Source organism: Streptomyces sp. V4I23 (assembly GCF_030817975.1).
Taxonomy (GTDB): Bacteria; Actinomycetota; Actinomycetes; order Streptomycetales; family Streptomycetaceae; genus Streptomyces.
Map to the genome: position 1 here is coordinate 7,800,818 of NZ_JAUSZW010000004.1, position 15,960 is coordinate 7,816,777.

The following is a 15,960-nucleotide window of genomic DNA, read 5'->3' on the forward strand; positions in this document are numbered from 1 at the left end:
TTGGATAGTCGGGCTATATCAGCGCGGCCTGTTTTGGTCCCCACAATAGGGAAAGTGTGACCAGGATCACATATCTGACTGTCCGCTGAAGTTGCCCGGTATGGCGCTCTCTGCCTGCTTATTTGATCTTTTCTCTCTGGATACCTTCCGCGTTGGTCATGCTTGTTACTTCTCAATAAGGGTGAGAATTCAGGATGAATCGCGATCATCTGCCTGCTCCGGAGGAGCGAGGGCGGATCTGGAGCGGGAGGAGTCTCCGCTATATAGCGGGCGGGCTCGCTCTGCTTTTGTCCGTAACGGTGATGGAAGGCGCGGCTGTTGGCGCTGAGTCGCAGTCGGCCCAGGCCGAGACGCCGGCGAACCTCGGCCCTGCCCAGGCCGACGACGAGGCGTCGGCGCAGGTGATGGCCCGGCTGCAGAAGCGGCCGATCGAGATCCTGGACGCGCGGACGGATTCGACGACGAGCTGGGCAAATCCAGACGGGACGGTGACGGTGCAGTCCTTCACCGGTCCGATCCGGGTGAAGGACTCCCATGGCGCGTGGCAGCCGGTGGACGTGACGCTGTCCGAGGTGGACGGCAAGGTGCTGCCCAAGGCCGCGGCCGCGGACATTGCCTTCTCCGCCGGCGGCAGCACGGCACCGCTGGCGCAGGTCACCCGCGGCGAGAAGACCTTCGGCGTGGCCTGGGACGGCGCTCTGCCCAAGCCGGTACTCAAGGGCAACATGGCCACCTACCCGAACGCGGTCCCTGGCGGAGACGTGGTCGTCTCCGCGCTGCCAGAGGGCTTCTCCCACTCGGTGGTGCTGCGCGAGCGGCCGAGCGGGCCGGTGGAGTTCCGCCTGCCCGTGACGGCCAAGGGCCTCACTCTTGCCGAGACGCCCGATGAGCGGCTGCGCTGGGAGGACACCAAGGGCAAGCAGGTCGCTGCCGCTCCGCCGCCGCTGATGTGGGACGGGACGCAGGATGCGAAGTCGAAGGAGCCGGAGAACGCCCAGGTCGTCACCACGACCGTGGAGACGGCCGCCGACGGCCGGCAGACGCTCGTGCTCAAGCCCAGCGCCACGTTCCTGTCCGACCCGGATGTGACCTATCCGGTGGTGGTCGACCCGACGAACACCCTGGCGGGTCCGACCACGGACACCTGGATCCAGTACGACGCCTACCCGACCAGCCAGCGCGGGTCGACGGAGCTGAAGGCGGGCACCTACGACGGGGTGCAAAAAGCCCGCTCGTTCCTGAAGTTCGACGTGGCCCAGTACACGGGCAAGAAGATCGTGGACACTGATCTGCGCCTGTACTCGTACTACTCCTCCACCTGCTCCACCACGGGGTCGGGTGTGCAGGTGCGGCGGATCACCTCGGACTGGGATCCGTCCGCGATCTCCTGGTCCGCGCAGCCGTCGACGACTACCACGGGTGCGGTGACCTCGACCGCGGCCAAGGGCTACAACTCCTCCTGCCCCGCGGGTCTGGTCTCGTGGGATGTGGATGCGGTCGTGCAGGCGTGGGCGGACGGCCAGCCCAACTACGGCGTCCGCCTGGCGGCAGTCAGCGAGACCGACACTCTCACTTGGCGGCGGTACCGTTCGGCGAACTACGTCGACGGCGCCCACGACCCCAATGTTGAGCCGTCGCTGACCGTGACCTACAACTCCTACCCGGCCGTGCCGACCGCGCAGGCGATCACGCCGAGCGCGGTGAACGCGTACAACGCCAAGCGGTATGTGACCTCACTGACCCCGACCATGTCGGCCAAAGTGAGTGATGCGGACGGCGGGACGGTCAAGGCCCAGTTCGAGGTCACCCCGGACCCCGCCTACAACGACACCACCTACACCTACACCGCGCTCAGCGGCAGTGTGGCCTCGGGCTCGACCGCCTCGCTGACCATCCCCTCGACCAGTGCCTTCCCCTCGGGTACGCATCTGCGGTACCGGGTCCGCGGCTACGACGGCTCCCTGTACGGATCATGGACCGGTTACACCGCGTTCGTTCTCAACACCGCCAAGCCCGCCGCCCCCAGCATCGTCTGCGACCCCTACACGAAGGACACCTGGACCGCCAAGGCCGCCAACGGTGCGCAGTGCACATTGGACACCACCTCCACCGACGGGCAGGGCTACTACTGGGGGTTGAACGATCCCAACACCCCCAACCGGATCGACGACACAGTCGACGGCAACGGCGGCGACCCTAAGACCGTGACCATCAATCCGGCCGACGGATGGCACACCCTCTACGCCAAGACCGTCGACTCCGGCGGCAACATCTCCGCCAGCACGACCGAGTACAAGTTCGGTATCGGCGCCGACGGAGCCGCCATCCTCACCCCCGGTGACGGCGACCGACCCGCACGCCGGGTGGCGCTCTCCGCCACGGGCAAGCCCACCTACACTGGGGTGACCTACCAGTACCGGCGCGGCGAGACCGATGCCTGGGCCAACGTGCCGCTGGCCGACGTCACCAAGAACTCCGACGGCTCGGCCGTCACCGCTTGGCCGCTGGCTGCACCCAACGGCGCGCCGCCCGCCTTGGTGTGGAACGTCACCACCACCTTCGCCGAGGACGGCCCGATTGATGTGCGGGCTGCCTTCACCGACGGCACCACCACCGGCTACTCCCAGCCGGTGACCGTCACCGTCGACCGTGACGCCGGCACCGCACCGTCCGAGGAGGTCGGTCCTGGTTCGGCGAACCTGCTGACCGGGGACTACACCCTCTCAGAGTCCGACGCCTCCGCATTCGACATGAGCGTCACGCGTACCGCCTCCTCACGCCGCCCTGATGCAGGAGCGAAGCAGGAGGGCCAGGCGCCGATCTTCGGTCCGCAGTGGACCTCCGGCACGGTCGCGGAACTCACCGAGTCCGACTGGGTGTATGTGAAGCAGACGTCGGCGACCTCGGTCGCTCTGGTCGATGTCGACGGTGAGGAGACCGGATTCACCGCAGCCGCCGGGGGCGGCTGGACGCCTGAGCCCGGTGCAGAGGACCTGATCCTGACGGGCTCACTGACCGGGTCGTTCACGCTGAAGGACACCGAGGGCACCACCACGACCTTCACCAAGGTCGACGCCGCTGTGACCACTTGGACGGTCTCGTCGACCTACCTGCCGACGAGCAACTCCACCACCAAGGTGGTTTCCCAGACGACCACGGTGGACGGCAAGACCGTGGCCCGGCCGAAGTGGGTCATCGCCCCTACCACCGCGGTGTCCGCCTCGACCTGCGAGACGACGCCGTCGACCAAGGGCTGCCGGATGCTGGAGTTCGTCTACGCGGCCTCTACCACTGCCACCGCCACGTCCTTTGGCGACTATGCCGGCCGGGTCCAGCAGGTCCGCCTGTGGTCCACCGCCCCGGGGGCGACCAGCTCCACCGCGTTCTCCATAGCTGCCTACGCCTACGACGACTCCGGCCGTCTGCGTGAGGTGTGGGACCCGCGGATTTCCCCGGCGCTGAAGACCGCCTATGACTACGACACCGCAGGCGGGGTCACCACGCTGACCCCGCCCGGCGAGCTGCCGTGGACCTTCACCTACGGCACGGCCGGCAATGCGGCCACTGCCGGCGCGGGCATGCTCCTCAAGGCATCACGCCCCGGCCTGCAGCAGGGCAGCGCCGACATCACCGAGGGCACCGCGGCCACGAGCGTCGTCTACGACGTCCCGTTGACCGGCGCCAACGCCCCGTACGCGATGGGCGCGGCGGACGTGAAGGCATGGGGCCAGTTCGATGTCCCCGCCGACGCCACCGCCGTCTTCCCTGCGGATGTCACTCCGGCTGGCCACGCCGGTTCCAGCCTGACGGCCGCAGACTACAAGCGTGCCACCATCACCTACACCGATGCCTCCGGCCGCGAGGTCAACAGCATCACTCCCGGTAGCCACATCACCACCACCGAGTACGACCGGTTGGGCAACACCGTCCGGGAACTCAGCGCCGGCAACCGCGCGATCGCTCTGGGCCTCACCGCGGCCGACACTGCGGTCCAGACCAGCCTCGGCATCACTCAGTACTCCAGCGCCGAACGTGCCGACCTGCTCTCCACCCGCTCGGTCTACAACGCCACCGGAACCCGGGAGCTGGAGGAGTTCGGCCCGCTGCGCCGAGTGGAGCTGACCAAGGATCTGGTCTCCGGCAGCACGACGCTGCTGCAGGCCGGTTCCTCCGTGGCCGCTCGCACCTGGACGGTCAACGAGTACGACAGCGGTCGCCCGACCAACGGTACGGCAACGGTCGAGAACCAGGTCACCAAGAGCACCACCGGTGCCCAGGTGCTGGACTTCTCGGCCATCCACGCCGAGACCCGCGCCACCCAGACCGACTACGACTGGGGCAAGGGCCTGCCGGTCAGGAGCATCCAGGACCCCGGCGGCCTGGCCCTGACCACGACGACCGAGTACGACTCCCAGGGCCGCATCACCAAGCAGCTGCTCCCCGGGGCGACCGGCACGGACGCGGCCACGAGGGTGACCACGTACTGGTCCGCGACCGGTACGGGCACCTGTGCCGGCCGCCCGGAGTGGGCTGACCTGGTCTGCTCCGCCGGCTCGGCCGGCGCCATCACCGGCGGCGGCACCAACCCGAGCCAGCTGCCCACGTCCACTACCGAGTACGACCAGTGGGGCAACCCCACCAAGGCCACCGACACCGCGAACGGCGTCACCCGCACCACCACCACGACCTACGACGCGGCGGGCCGCCCGACGAAGGTCACGGTCACCGGCGGTCTCGGCCAGGCGGTGCCCGAGTCCACCACCGAATACGCCACGGACACCGGCAAGGTGATCAAGACAATCTCGCCGAGCGGCGGGACGATCACCAAGGCATACGACAAGCTCGGCCGCCAGATCTCCTACACCGACGCCGACGGCGGCACCACCACGACCGAGTACGACCTGCTCGACCGCCCGGTCAAGGCCACCGACACCGTCCCCTCCACCGTCACCTACACCTACGACCACACCGCCGAACCACGCGGCCTGGCCACGAAGACCACCGACTCCATCGCCGGTGCCTTCACCACCACCTACGACACGGACGGCTCGGTCGCTACCGAGAAGCTGCCCGGCGGCTACACCCTCACCACCACCGAGGACACCACAGGCGCGCCGACATCGCGTCTCTACACCCGCGACAGCGACGGCGAGATCCTCGCCTCCGACACAGTCACCGAGTCCATCCACGGCCAAGTGACCGCCCACACCGGCTGGTCCGACCAGAGCTACCGCTACGACAACACCGGCCGCCTGACCACCGTCGACGACACTGTCAGCGACGTGTGCACCCGCCGAAGCTACGGCTTCGATCAGCGCACCAACCGCACGTCCCTGACCTCCGCGGTCGGCACCACCGGCGCGGCCTGCCCCACCACGGGAGGCACCACCACCAGCCACACCTACGACAGCGCCGACCGCCTCGCCGACACCGGCTACACCTACGACGCATTCGGCCGCACCACCGCCCTGCCCGGCAGCACGCTCGGCTACTACGCCAACGACCTCGCCTACCAGCAGACCGCGAACGGTAAGCGTCAGACCTGGCAGCTCGACGCGAACCTGCGCTTCCGCTCCTGGACGGTCGAAACCGAGACCTCCGGTACCTGGACGCAGACCGCCTCCAAGCGCAACCACTACGACAGTGACGGCGACAACCCTCGCTGGATCGTCGAGGACACCGCCAGCGGCGACCTGACCCGCAATGTGGAGTCCATCGGCGGTGACCTCGCCGCTACCACGAGCAAGAGTGGCGACACCGTCCTCCAGCTCACCACCATCCACGGTGATGTGGCACTCCAGCTTCCCCTGGACACCACCAAAGCCCCCGTCGCCCTGGACAGCGACGAATACGGCAACCCCCGCACCGGGCAGGCAGCCGCCCGCTACAACTGGCTTGGCGCCAAGCAGCGGTCGGCTGAGACCCTCACCGGCCTCACCCTCATGGGCGTCCGCCTCTACAACCCCACCACCGGCCGGTTCCTCCAGACAGACCCCGTCTACGGAGGCGGTGCCAACGCCTACGGATACCCCGGCGACCCCATCAACCAGTACGACCTTGACGGCAGGGCCTGGTACCACAAGGTTGGCCGCTGGGCCTGGCGCAACAAGTGGGGCATCGCGGCCACCGCCGCGATGTTCGTACCAGGCGGTCAGTTCGTCGCCGCAGCGCGCTTCGGGTACACGGCATGGCGGGCATACCGGCTGGCGAAGAGTGCCCGGTTTGCCAGCCGGGCACTGCAGTCCGGCCGCTGGGGTGGCATGAGCTACCGCTACGGCAACCTCAGCGTTGCCAACTACGGCCGTGCGAGGGGAACGTGGCGCGCCGGTCAGGCCTCCGGCAGGTGGAACCACAATGCTCGCCGCATGAAGATCGGCTGGAACTGGAACCGCTTTGCGGGAAGGCCGACATTCCGCTTCGGTTGGAGATGGCGCAACAAGCCGCGACACTTCACCCTGTTCTGAGGAAGCCATAGCTCATGACCTACCTACACACCGACGACAGGCTGAATGCCAGGGAAGAGCCAACGGTCCGCGAGCGGGAACTCCTCGACGCGATCGACGGTGTCCTCGCCGAAGCCGATCCTCCCGGAATCGTCCAGGACGAGGCTCTCTGGTATCTCGGCACCGCACTTGAGGGCCAGAGCAATCTGGAGATCACCATGTCGATCAGCTGGGATCGTGACATCGCGCTCCGCGTTCTGCTGACCGAGGATTCCTTCTCGATCGGCTGGGGCGGCGATCTCGGCGAACCCTTCACCTTCGAGTCGTTTCGGAGTCACGCCCTCTCCATCGAAGAGATGAAGGCAGCCTTCATGCGCGAGATGTCCCGCGACATCCGCGTGTCGCGCCGCCGACGTCTGCTCGGCGGCACGGCGGAGTTCCACATCCGCCACGAGGGAGTTTGGATCGATCTGCTGCGCGGCGGAGTCTCGTCAAAAGACAAGGCTCTTGGGGGCGCGGTACGCGAGGTTACGCTCCTGACGTGAGTCGGGCCGACAGCAAGAGCCCCTGGCCGACACCACCCTCAGCCGTCGGCCAGGGGCCACTGCCGTCGGCAGTTTCCTTAGCCTCGCGCTTTCATGAAGCCTGGTGTCCGACGGGTGGTCAGACAAACGAAAAGTGCCTCTGACCAGCAAGAATGAGGATTGTCGAGGTCCTTGTTCCTGCCAACGTCGGAGGCACTTCCCAGGTGAAGAAGCGTATCGGGTCCTACCCACGTGTCCGTGTCGAGGGTGGTGGCCGGGCGGTGGTCTCGCAGGCGGGAGGCGTCCTGCTGGTGGAGACGGCCCGTAAGACCGGGCTGGACCAGGCGATATCGGCGGCTCTGGCGCCGTGGTGCAAGTCGCGGGCGGTGCACGATCCGGGGAAGATTCTGCTGGATGTGGCCCTGGCGGTCGCGCTCGGCGGGGACTGTCTGGCCGATGTGGGCATGCTGCGGGCCGAGCCGGCCGTGTTCGGTCCGGTGGCCTCCGATCCCACCGTCTCCCGCCTCATCGATGTCCTCGCCTCGGCCGGGCCGAAGGCCCTGGCGGCGATCCGCTCCGCACGGGCCCATGTCCGCGACCGTGTCTGGAAGTTGGCCGGGGAAGCGGGACCGGATGCCGGCGGACAGGTGATCGTGGACATCGACGGGGTGCTCGTGCTGGCCCACTCCGAGAAACAGGACGCCGCCGCTACCTGGAAGAAGACGTTCGGACACCACCCGCTGATGGCCTTCGTCGACCACGGCCGAGGCGGCAGCGGGGAGCCGGTCGCGGGCTTGCTGCGGCCCGGCAACGCGGGCAGCAACACCGCCGTCGACCACATCACCACCGCCCAACTCGCCCTGGCCCAGCTGCCGAAGAAGTACCGGAGCGGGCGTCAGACACTGATCCGGACCGATTCCGGCGGCGGCACCCACGAGTTCGTGGCCTGGCTGGCCAGGCGCGGCAGGTGGCTGTCGTACTCGGTCGGCATGACCATCACCGAGCAGATCCACCACGCCGTCCTGAAGGTTCCCGCCTCGGCCTGGACCGCCGCCACCGAACCCGACGGAGAGATCCGTGACGGCGCCTGGGTCGCCGAGCTCGACGGCGACTGCCTCAAGGGCTGGCCGAAGGGAATGCGGCTGATCGTCCGCAAAGAACGTCCGCACCCCGGCGCCCAGTTGCGCTTCACCGACGCCGACGGACTGCGGCTGACCTGCTTCGCCACCAACACCACCGGCACGGCGATCGCCGCCCTCGAACTGCGCCACCGCCAGCGGGCGAGAGCCGAGGACCGCATTCGAGGAGCCCGTGCCACCGGCCTGCGCAACCTGCCCCTCCACGACACCGCGCAGAACCAGATCTGGCTGGAGATCGTCCAGCTCGCCCTGGACCTGCTCGCCTGGATGCCGATGCTCGCCCTGACCGGCCGGGCCCGGCTCTGGGAGCCCCGCCGCCTGCGGCTCCGCCTGTTCTCCGCCGCCGCCCAGCTCGTCACCACAGCCCGCCGCCGGCACCTGAAATTCGCGACGCACTGGCCCTGGACCGACGTGATCACCGACGCGATCGAACGACTGCAGGCCCTCCCGAACCCTGGCTGACCAGCAGCGACAACCCACCCCCACGACCAGAACCCGCACGCCGGAGCAGTGGAACCCGGCGCCCACCCGACGCGACAGCCGGGCCACTGGCCTGCCCGCACCCCACCCAACAAGCTGAAACGGCCCACCAGATGAACCGGCAAGCCGTCACGAAAGATCGAGGTTAGAACCGAGGACGCTGGTAAATGGCACGTACTCGAATTCGTGAGACGACGCAGCGGTGGTGTGCGCGCCACCCCTTCTTGGCAGGACTGGCCGCAGGAACGATCGTGACGCTGGTCTTCGTGACCCTTGTGGGCTACCACGCGTTGAGCGACATCCTGATCTCCTTCGCAGTGTTTTCGGCCCTGGTCACCCTCACTGCGCTGGGTGAGCGGCGCCGGAGGAAGCGGCTGGACCTGCCTCTGTAAGAGCCGACGCCGGGCACTGGAACCCAGTGCCCGGCGTCCGCAGAGAGCAGACGAGCTGCAGTCTTACCGGCGGGCGATGGAACTGCCCCTCATCGCGTCACCGCACCCATGACCAGGATGTCCGTCCTCTTGTATTCCAGTTCGTCAACACCCAGGCCATCGTCTGGACCCCCGCCTCCGGGGACTCCGTCTCACACGTTTAAACGAATGGTTATCAATGAGGCGCAAGTTGAATCTTCGTGCACTGTTCGTCATCGCAGCACTTTCTGCGACCGGGGCCATGATTTCCTTCATCGTCAAACTGTCCGGGATCGCTGAGGATCCGACTCTTCTATGGGGCATATGGTGGGGCGCAACAGCCCTCGGCGCCGGGACCGCAAGCCGCCAAATGCATGATCTTAATCGCGGTCAGCCCCGCCGCTAACCTGTCTCGTCGGCAATGCAGCCCGCTGTCCATTCGGCAGGCGCCGCCTTCTTCTCCACATCAAGGAACTTCATGCGTCGAGTCGCAACGCTCCTCATTGCATCCATTCTGGTGGCTGGCTGCAGTAGCTCTACTTCTGCCCCCGAGGGCAGCCATCGGCCGCTGCCTGCACCGACGGTGTCCGTGTCCCGGCAGGCCGTGCCAGCCGCCGTGACGACCGACACGGTACTGCCCGTCGTGTCCGGGGAGTTCGGGCGGAAAGGCGCCATCACCATCCCGAAGGCCGAGCCCAGCGGGAAGTTCGTCCTCACCACCACCTTGCCGGGCCAAGGCCGGAAAGCCCGTAAGAGCGACATCGTGATCGCTGACTACACGGCCAAGACCTGGAAGCGCGGCACGACGCTGCCCAGCACCTACGATAAGGGCAGCGCCCCCACGGTGTTCCCCGTCGGCCAGGGAGCGGTAATTCCCGCCCTGGACCGCGCCGTCCTCGGACAGCGAGCCGGCAGCCGGATCCTGGTCGTGGCTCCGCCCGCTGCCGCCTACGGCACTACCGGCAACGCCCAGCTCGGCGTCTTGGGCACCGATACCGTCGTCTTCGCCGTCGACATCACAAAAGTCATCGGGGCGAAGTCCACTGTCCCCGGGCAGCAGCAGGACGTGCCTGAGGCGCTGCCCCAGGTGAACGCCGACCACTCGGCCGTCGCGATCGCCGTGCCCGACACAGCCCCGCCAAAGAGCCTGGTCTCCAAGGCGCTGATCAACGGCTCCGGCCCCCCGGTCACGGCCGGCCAGACGGTGGTCTTCCGGCACGCCGCTGCCGTGTGGGGCACCAATCGCGGCAAGGAGGAGGCCACGCTCTTCGACTCCTCCTGGTCCCAGGGGCCCACACCCGTCGTCATTGGCCGCGGCAACCTCATCACAGGACTGGACCGGTCCCTGGTCGGGGCGAAGGTAGGCAGCAGGATGCTGCTCGTCGTTCCCCCGGGCCTTGCCTACGGGGCCCAGCCCCAAAAGAGGGTCCCAGCCAAGTCCACTCTTGTCTTCGTCGTCGACATCCTGGCGGCAGCGTAGGGCCGAACGCGAGTGCCGACGTGTGCCACGAGGACTGCCTGGTCAAGGGCGATCCCTCGGCTCTGACGGCAGAGGCGCTGCGCGGAACCACAACTCCGGGCAGCGCCTCCGCCACCTCACTGCCCCAGCGTGCGGCAGCTACGGGGCGGGGTGGAACCAACCCCGGGCAGGGAAACGATCTCCGCCGAATCGGGAAGCGATCTTCAGGCGGCGCTTTCGCTGCATGCCAGACGCACTCGTGAACGGCCCTCAGCGGCCCGGCTGGCGTCGTGTTTGAACGTACTCTTGCCGACCCTGACCGGGAACGCGACCGCCGCGAGGCGCCCGCGGCAGTCAGCGTTGGTCTAGCGGTTCTCCTTCCACGCGCGGATCTCCAGGCCGACGATGGGGGCGTCGGGGTCGAGGCGTCCGGTCATGACGAGCCAGTTGCGTACCGCGGCGGCGACGTCGCCGCCAGCGGCGTCGACCAGGGCCTTGGACTGGACGGCGTCGAAGCCCTGCTCTCCGGAGCCGGGACCGCCAAGGTTCTGGCCGTAGGCTCTTTCCTCGGTGCTGTCGGGGCGCTGGACGACATGACGTCGGACCCCGGGGGGAGTCGGCCAGACGGCCGGCGTCGTGCGTGAACGCTCTCTTCTTCGCCCGCACGGTAAAAGCGATCTTTCCGTGGTTCCTGGCCGCTTCTTCCACCACCGGCCGCAGTCGGGAGGGCGCCGGAGGCGATGTGCTGCCTACCGGCCTTGGCCAGGGACAAGCTCCAGGCCTTCACCGGCTTCCCGTCAGGGCCGATCACGGGGCGGCCCTTCTGGTCCTTCACGACCTTCTCCGCCCGGCAGTGGTTCTTGCCGCGCACCCGGGCCTTGTAGCCCTCACGGTTCAGGCGCGGCCGCACATGTCCCGCGGCCAGGGCCTTCAGGCTCTCCATATCGCGCGGGCCGCCGGCCTGGACCCTCCTGAACAACGGCTCGCAGGGCCTCCACGAAGCTGGCGCCCTTGTTCTTGGTGAAGAACTGGCTGACCAGGCTCGGGTTGCGGCCGAGGATCTCGCCGACCTGCTTCTTGCTGAAGCCCTCCGCGATCAGCTGGTCGGTGAGCCGCGCGGCCTCATTGCGCTGGGCACGGCGGCCACGTCCGCCGACGCTCCGCCTCCTGCGCGGCGTCACGCCGCCACCTCATCGTCCTCGTCGCCGACGCACTCGTGATCGGCGTACTTCGTGGTGTCGTCATCGAACTGGTCAACGCCGCCGGCGCCGCAGCCGTGACACTCCCACTCGGCGCTCCAGGTCACCACTCCGCCACGGTCGCAGTCGTGCCCGGACGACGCGGTGTCCTCGTCGTCCCACACCGCATCCCCGGACGCCCCGCACTCCGCGTGCTCCCACCGGCCGCCCCACGCCACCTCAGCGTTCACAGCTCCTCCGCCTCCAGGGCCTGCCGGCCGAGAGCCTGCAGTACTGCCTGCTCCTTCTCGCTCATGGCCGCTAACGCGGCCGACGTCACCCTCTGCGGCACGCCGACGCCGGAGGTCCAGGTGTGCTTGGCGTAGGCGAACGTACGGTCCATCTCGAACCAGCCGGGCACCCGCTCCGGCACACGCGGCGGGGTGATCAGCTCGGTGCGGCCCTGCCCGGCGGTGGCGTGCAGCAGGCCGCGGATCTCCTGCGACATGACCGGGTAGCCGTCCGCCCACTTCGCGCCGGCCTTGGCGGGGATGGTCCGCGACCACAGGTCCCGGCCCGTCTGCGACGGCGAGCCCATCAGCACGACATCGTCCCAGTGCCGGCGCAGCGCCTTCCACAGCTCGACGAAGGCGGCGCGCACGGTGGCCGGGCCGGCGCCGGCCGGGTCGAACCACTCACCCACGCTGCGGATTTCGGTGTGCTGGTCCTTGCCGCGCTGCCAGCGGCCCACCGGGTTGCGGGGGTGGACCAGGTGCCCGGCCTGCCGGTCCTTGCCGCGCGAGGACTCCACCTGCCAGCCCTCCGGCAGCGGCCCGTTCAACCACTCGGCCACGGCGTCCTTGAGGAACTGGTGGCGCCCGGCGCTCTGGTGCCAAGGGTCGCCGGCGGTGATGTAGATGCGCTCCACGTCCGCGGGGACCGACGCGTACACGGCGGTCAGGATCTCCGCCACGCTCGCGCGCCCCAGGTCCAGGGTGACCGTGCCGCCCTGCCACACCAGCACCCCGGTCGCGGTGTCCAGGAAGGCCATCTGCCGCGTGGCCTGCTTGAAGTTGGGCCGTTTCGAGGTCAGGTTCGGCTCGGCATAGATCCAGCGGTCACCCTCCGCACCCGCGGGAATCGACGGCAGCGTCCGCTCCTGCTCCCCGGTCGGTGCCATCGGCGCCAGCACCGGCACCGGCGCCGGGGTGGGGGAGGGCGGCCGCCAGCTCCTGGTCCTCGCTGCTGTCAGTGTGCCGGCCAGCCTCGTCGGCGGCCGCGGTGGACTGTGCTGCGGGGCGCAGGGCAGACGCCGGAGCGCCTGCCGGTTCCTTGATCGGCTGTGCGGCCGTCTGCGGCTCCGCGTGATCTCCGCTGGCGGGAATCGGTCGTCGCGGCCTCTGCAGGCATGCTGACAGGCTCTTGGGGCCCGAGAGAGGGCACCAGAGCGACGACGTCGATCACCGACAGGCCGGCGGACGTCGCGAGACGATCCGCCTTCGCCTTCTCGTATGCGCCCAGCTCCAAGATCCGCTTGTCGCGCTCGGCTTGCAGCTTCGCCAGCTGCCGCTCGAGCGGCTTGATCTCATTACGGATCTCGCGGAGCTCGGCGAGGCCGGCGTTGTATGCCTTGCTGTCCATCTGCAGCTGGTAGTTCCAGTGGAGGCCCCGCCTTGGGCGGCCGGAGCCGTTCGGTCAGTAGCTCTGCGGCTTATGGCTCTGCCCCTCTTCGCGGAGTTCCTGCAAGCGGCGACCACTGGGGAGGTGAACGTACTGGCCCCAGCCGTTGATGTCGCTCCCCGTCTGGGCCTTGAGCGCGGGGGAGGGCTGAGCGAAGGTCCGCCCATCAGGGATCTCCACCCATCCGTCAGCGGTGACGGTGGCCTCATGGGTCCGCTGTCGGCGGGGCTGGTGATGCTGCAACTTGTCGCCAGGCGCTACTAGGCCGGCCTCGATGATGAACATCAACGCCCCCGGGCCACGGGCCTGCTCTGCGTCCGGCTTCTTCTTGCCGAGGAGCTCGCGGCGCAGCACGTCGTTGGGGGTGTCGACGAGCGGCTCGCTGTGTCGCTGCAGATAGGCGAACACCTCATCGTCGATCTCAATCTTCCGCACGCAACCTCCACTCTGAACTTTAGGCTGCAAAGTCTGGCAGATTTGGAGTGTGGTGAGCAAGTCCCGGGACGGCGGCTTCTGGCGGTCACGTCCGGGGGCGGCGCCTGCGTGCTCGCCGGGCGGAAATCAAGTACCAAACTTGGGCAAAACCGCCATCTGGGAGCGGTTCGTACAGACTGCTTGCGATGAGCCGCCGCTGCTCGACCAGGAGCTGCCAATGAGGAAGGTCCCACTCTGCCAAGGAGACCAGAACATTTCGGTGCTGGGCGATCTCCTCCTCGCAGTCACACTCGCCGGGCTGTAGACGGATCAGCGCGTGGGTGGTGGCCGGTGCTGGAAACTCGGCATACATCCGGCCGAAGTCTTGCCGGTAGTCCGGATGATCGGCCCACATGCGGGCGATGTCTGCCAGCGTCCGCCACGTCATCTCGGCCTCGACGAGCCCCACCGCTCGGAGATTGATCCGAGTGTGCGCCGCGGCGAACTCAGCCTGATGGAAAAGGACAGAAGCCATCCGTTCCGCATCGGTAGCCGGTGCTTCCCGCAGATGAGGAGCAAGACGAGCCTGGACGAACCGCAGTGCCTCATCAACCAGTTGACTGCTGAAGGGCTGCGCTGCGAAGTCCCCAGGCACCGGCACACGAACGCTGGCACGGTCGACACTCATTCGGTCACTCCCTCGAACCACAGACATTTCAGGTACCTAGAACGACGCGTAAGCGTCCCCGTTGGGAGACTGGATCGCCATCTTCCGTTGTGCCAGTTCGAGCCCCTCCTCGAAGCTTCCGCCCCCGCAAAGGGCCCGGCCTGCCTGGTCTGCGAGGACAGCGGCCGCATCACCGCACCCGGCATCAGCATCGGCTGCACCGAGTGCGCAGGCCCCGCCGCCGAGCGCAAGGCCGAACGAGCCCGGAAAGGCAACACCCCGCCGCGCCGCGCCCGCCCGGGCGCCGGCGGCAAGACGACGGGAAACAGCGGCGGTCGCACCCCCGTCACCGGCCAGGGCGTCACGGTCGACGGGGACAATAACCGGCCCATCCGCGTCAACTCCCCCGCCGGCAGCGGTGGCCCGCTCACCGCCGACCAGGCCGCCGCCGTCCGGGACGCGGTCAGCTCGGCTGCCTCCCGCAACTCCAGCGGTGTGCACTTCGCCGGTACGAACAACGCCCCCATCGCCAGCGTCACCCGTGGGGGCAGCACCCGATCGGGCTAACCGGTAGTCGTGTGACCAGCCAGAACATAAGAAACCCGAACTCAATGTATGCATACTCTTGAAATGAATACTCGAAGTCTGCGTTATTGAGGTGTCGCAAGCACCCAGGGCGGCCGCCAGGTCGCCAACTCAGCCGGCCGCCCCGGGCCTTCCAACCCGCACAACCCAACGAGGGGAAGCAGAAGTGACGCAGCAGAACCGCACCGCCGCCCACGCCGGAGCCATCGAGCCGGACGTCAAGGTCTCAGGCGGCCGCATCAGCATCACGGTCGACCCGAAGGCCACTCACGCCAAGGTCACCGTCCACACCACCGACACCGAAGGCCCGATCGCCGAGGCTGTCGCGAGCACCACCTTCACCGAGAACGGGGCCACGCTCCGCGTGATCGTCTCCGACGAGACCAACAGCGGCACGGTGTTCAACGCCGGGGGCAGCGTCTTCAGCTTCGGCGGCAACAACGTGGTCATCGGCAGCAGCAGCGGCGTGGTGGTCATCAGCGGCGGCGACATCACCATCGGCGGCCGCAGGATCGTCTCCGGCGGCCGCGTCGTCGCCGACCAGGGCACCGTCGTCGCCGGCAGCGGCACCATCACCATCGACGTCACCCTTCCGGCCGGATCCTCCCTCTCGGTCAACACGAAGAACGCCGAGACCACCGTCCGCGGTGACCTGAAGAACCTGCGGCTCGACGCCCGCAACGGCTCCGTCCATGCCGCCGGCGTCCAGAGTCTGGAGGCCGAGACCCACAACGGCTCCGTCCTGGTCGACCGCGTCGACACCGACATGGAGGCCAGCACCCACAACGGCTCCATCACCATCGGTGCCTACAACGGCCAGCGCGGCTCCGCCCGCACCCACAACGGCGACGTCACGATCAGCGCCACCCCGGCCTCCAGCGGCAGGCTCTCCGCCCGTACCCACAACGGCAACATCCACGTCCGGGGAGCTAGCCACCTGGACCTCAAGACCTCCACCCACAACGGCCGCGTCTGGTAACG

Annotated in this window: 13 protein-coding genes; 7 read left to right on the forward strand and 6 right to left on the reverse strand. The window is 68.1% G+C overall.

The features are described 5' to 3' along the window. The first annotated feature begins 302 nt into the window (after nucleotides 1-302). The 5 genes from QFZ82_RS37965 to QFZ82_RS37985 all read left to right on the forward strand — a co-directional run bounded on the left by QFZ82_RS37965 (nucleotide 303) and on the right by QFZ82_RS37985 (nucleotide 10,476). On the forward strand, nucleotides 303-6,464 hold the full coding sequence (locus QFZ82_RS37965) for a DNRLRE domain-containing protein (RefSeq protein ID WP_307717432.1): 6,162 nt from the start codon (nucleotides 303-305) through the stop codon (nucleotides 6,462-6,464). A gap of 14 nt (nucleotides 6,465-6,478) precedes the next feature. Next, on the forward strand, nucleotides 6,479-6,988 hold the full coding sequence (locus QFZ82_RS37970; protein WP_307717433.1) for a hypothetical protein: 510 nt from the start codon (nucleotides 6,479-6,481) through the stop codon (nucleotides 6,986-6,988). 203 nt (nucleotides 6,989-7,191) lie between these two features. Next, nucleotides 7,192-8,568 (forward strand): IS1380 family transposase, encoded by a 1,377-nt coding sequence (locus tag QFZ82_RS37975; protein WP_307711945.1) that lies wholly within the window; start codon nucleotides 7,192-7,194, stop codon nucleotides 8,566-8,568. A gap of 269 nt (nucleotides 8,569-8,837) precedes the next feature. Next, nucleotides 8,838-8,978: a hypothetical protein gene (locus QFZ82_RS37980; protein WP_307717434.1), complete on the forward strand. Its 141-nt coding sequence runs from the start codon at nucleotides 8,838-8,840 to the stop codon at nucleotides 8,976-8,978. Nucleotides 8,979-9,612: 634 nt separating this feature from the next. Continuing rightward, on the forward strand, nucleotides 9,613-10,476 hold the full coding sequence (locus tag QFZ82_RS37985; RefSeq protein WP_307717435.1) for an FKBP-type peptidyl-prolyl cis-trans isomerase: 864 nt from the start codon (nucleotides 9,613-9,615) through the stop codon (nucleotides 10,474-10,476). 866 nt (nucleotides 10,477-11,342) lie between these two features. On the opposite strand, the gene QFZ82_RS37990 is transcribed toward QFZ82_RS37985, so the two are convergent. The 6 genes from QFZ82_RS37990 to QFZ82_RS38015 all read right to left on the reverse strand — a co-directional run bounded on the left by QFZ82_RS37990 (nucleotide 11,343) and on the right by QFZ82_RS38015 (nucleotide 14,415). After that, the gene (locus QFZ82_RS37990; protein WP_307717436.1) at nucleotides 11,343-11,636 is read right to left on the reverse strand and encodes a hypothetical protein; all 294 of its coding nucleotides are present in this window, start codon (nucleotides 11,634-11,636) and stop codon (nucleotides 11,343-11,345) included. Then, nucleotides 11,633-11,884, reverse strand: coding sequence for a hypothetical protein (locus QFZ82_RS37995; protein WP_307717437.1), 252 nt, complete (start codon nucleotides 11,882-11,884; stop codon nucleotides 11,633-11,635). The genes QFZ82_RS37990 and QFZ82_RS37995 overlap by 4 nt, the downstream gene beginning before the upstream one ends. Beyond that, nucleotides 11,881-12,813 (reverse strand): hypothetical protein, encoded by a 933-nt coding sequence (locus tag QFZ82_RS38000; protein WP_307717438.1) that lies wholly within the window; start codon nucleotides 12,811-12,813, stop codon nucleotides 11,881-11,883. Before QFZ82_RS38000 ends, QFZ82_RS37995 begins: the two co-directional genes overlap by 4 nt. A gap of 68 nt (nucleotides 12,814-12,881) precedes the next feature. After that, the gene (locus tag QFZ82_RS38005; RefSeq protein ID WP_307717439.1) at nucleotides 12,882-13,274 is read right to left on the reverse strand and encodes a hypothetical protein; all 393 of its coding nucleotides are present in this window, start codon (nucleotides 13,272-13,274) and stop codon (nucleotides 12,882-12,884) included. Between the two features lie 54 nt (nucleotides 13,275-13,328). Further along, a complete protein-coding gene (locus tag QFZ82_RS38010) occupies nucleotides 13,329-13,748 on the reverse strand; it encodes a hypothetical protein (protein ID WP_307717440.1) in 420 nt (139 codons plus the stop codon). 85 nt (nucleotides 13,749-13,833) lie between these two features. Further along, nucleotides 13,834-14,415, reverse strand: a complete 582-nt coding sequence (locus QFZ82_RS38015) for a hypothetical protein (RefSeq protein WP_307717441.1) — start codon at nucleotides 14,413-14,415, stop codon at nucleotides 13,834-13,836. Nucleotides 14,416-14,502: 87 nt separating this feature from the next. Between QFZ82_RS38015 and QFZ82_RS38020 the strand changes: the two genes are divergently transcribed. Further along, nucleotides 14,503-14,961, forward strand: a complete 459-nt coding sequence (locus tag QFZ82_RS38020; RefSeq protein ID WP_307717442.1) for a hypothetical protein — start codon at nucleotides 14,503-14,505, stop codon at nucleotides 14,959-14,961. A 184-nt stretch (nucleotides 14,962-15,145) separates the two neighbouring features. Then, the gene (locus QFZ82_RS38025; protein WP_307717443.1) at nucleotides 15,146-15,958 is read left to right on the forward strand and encodes a DUF4097 family beta strand repeat-containing protein; all 813 of its coding nucleotides are present in this window, start codon (nucleotides 15,146-15,148) and stop codon (nucleotides 15,956-15,958) included. Nucleotides 15,959-15,960 lie beyond the last annotated feature (2 nt).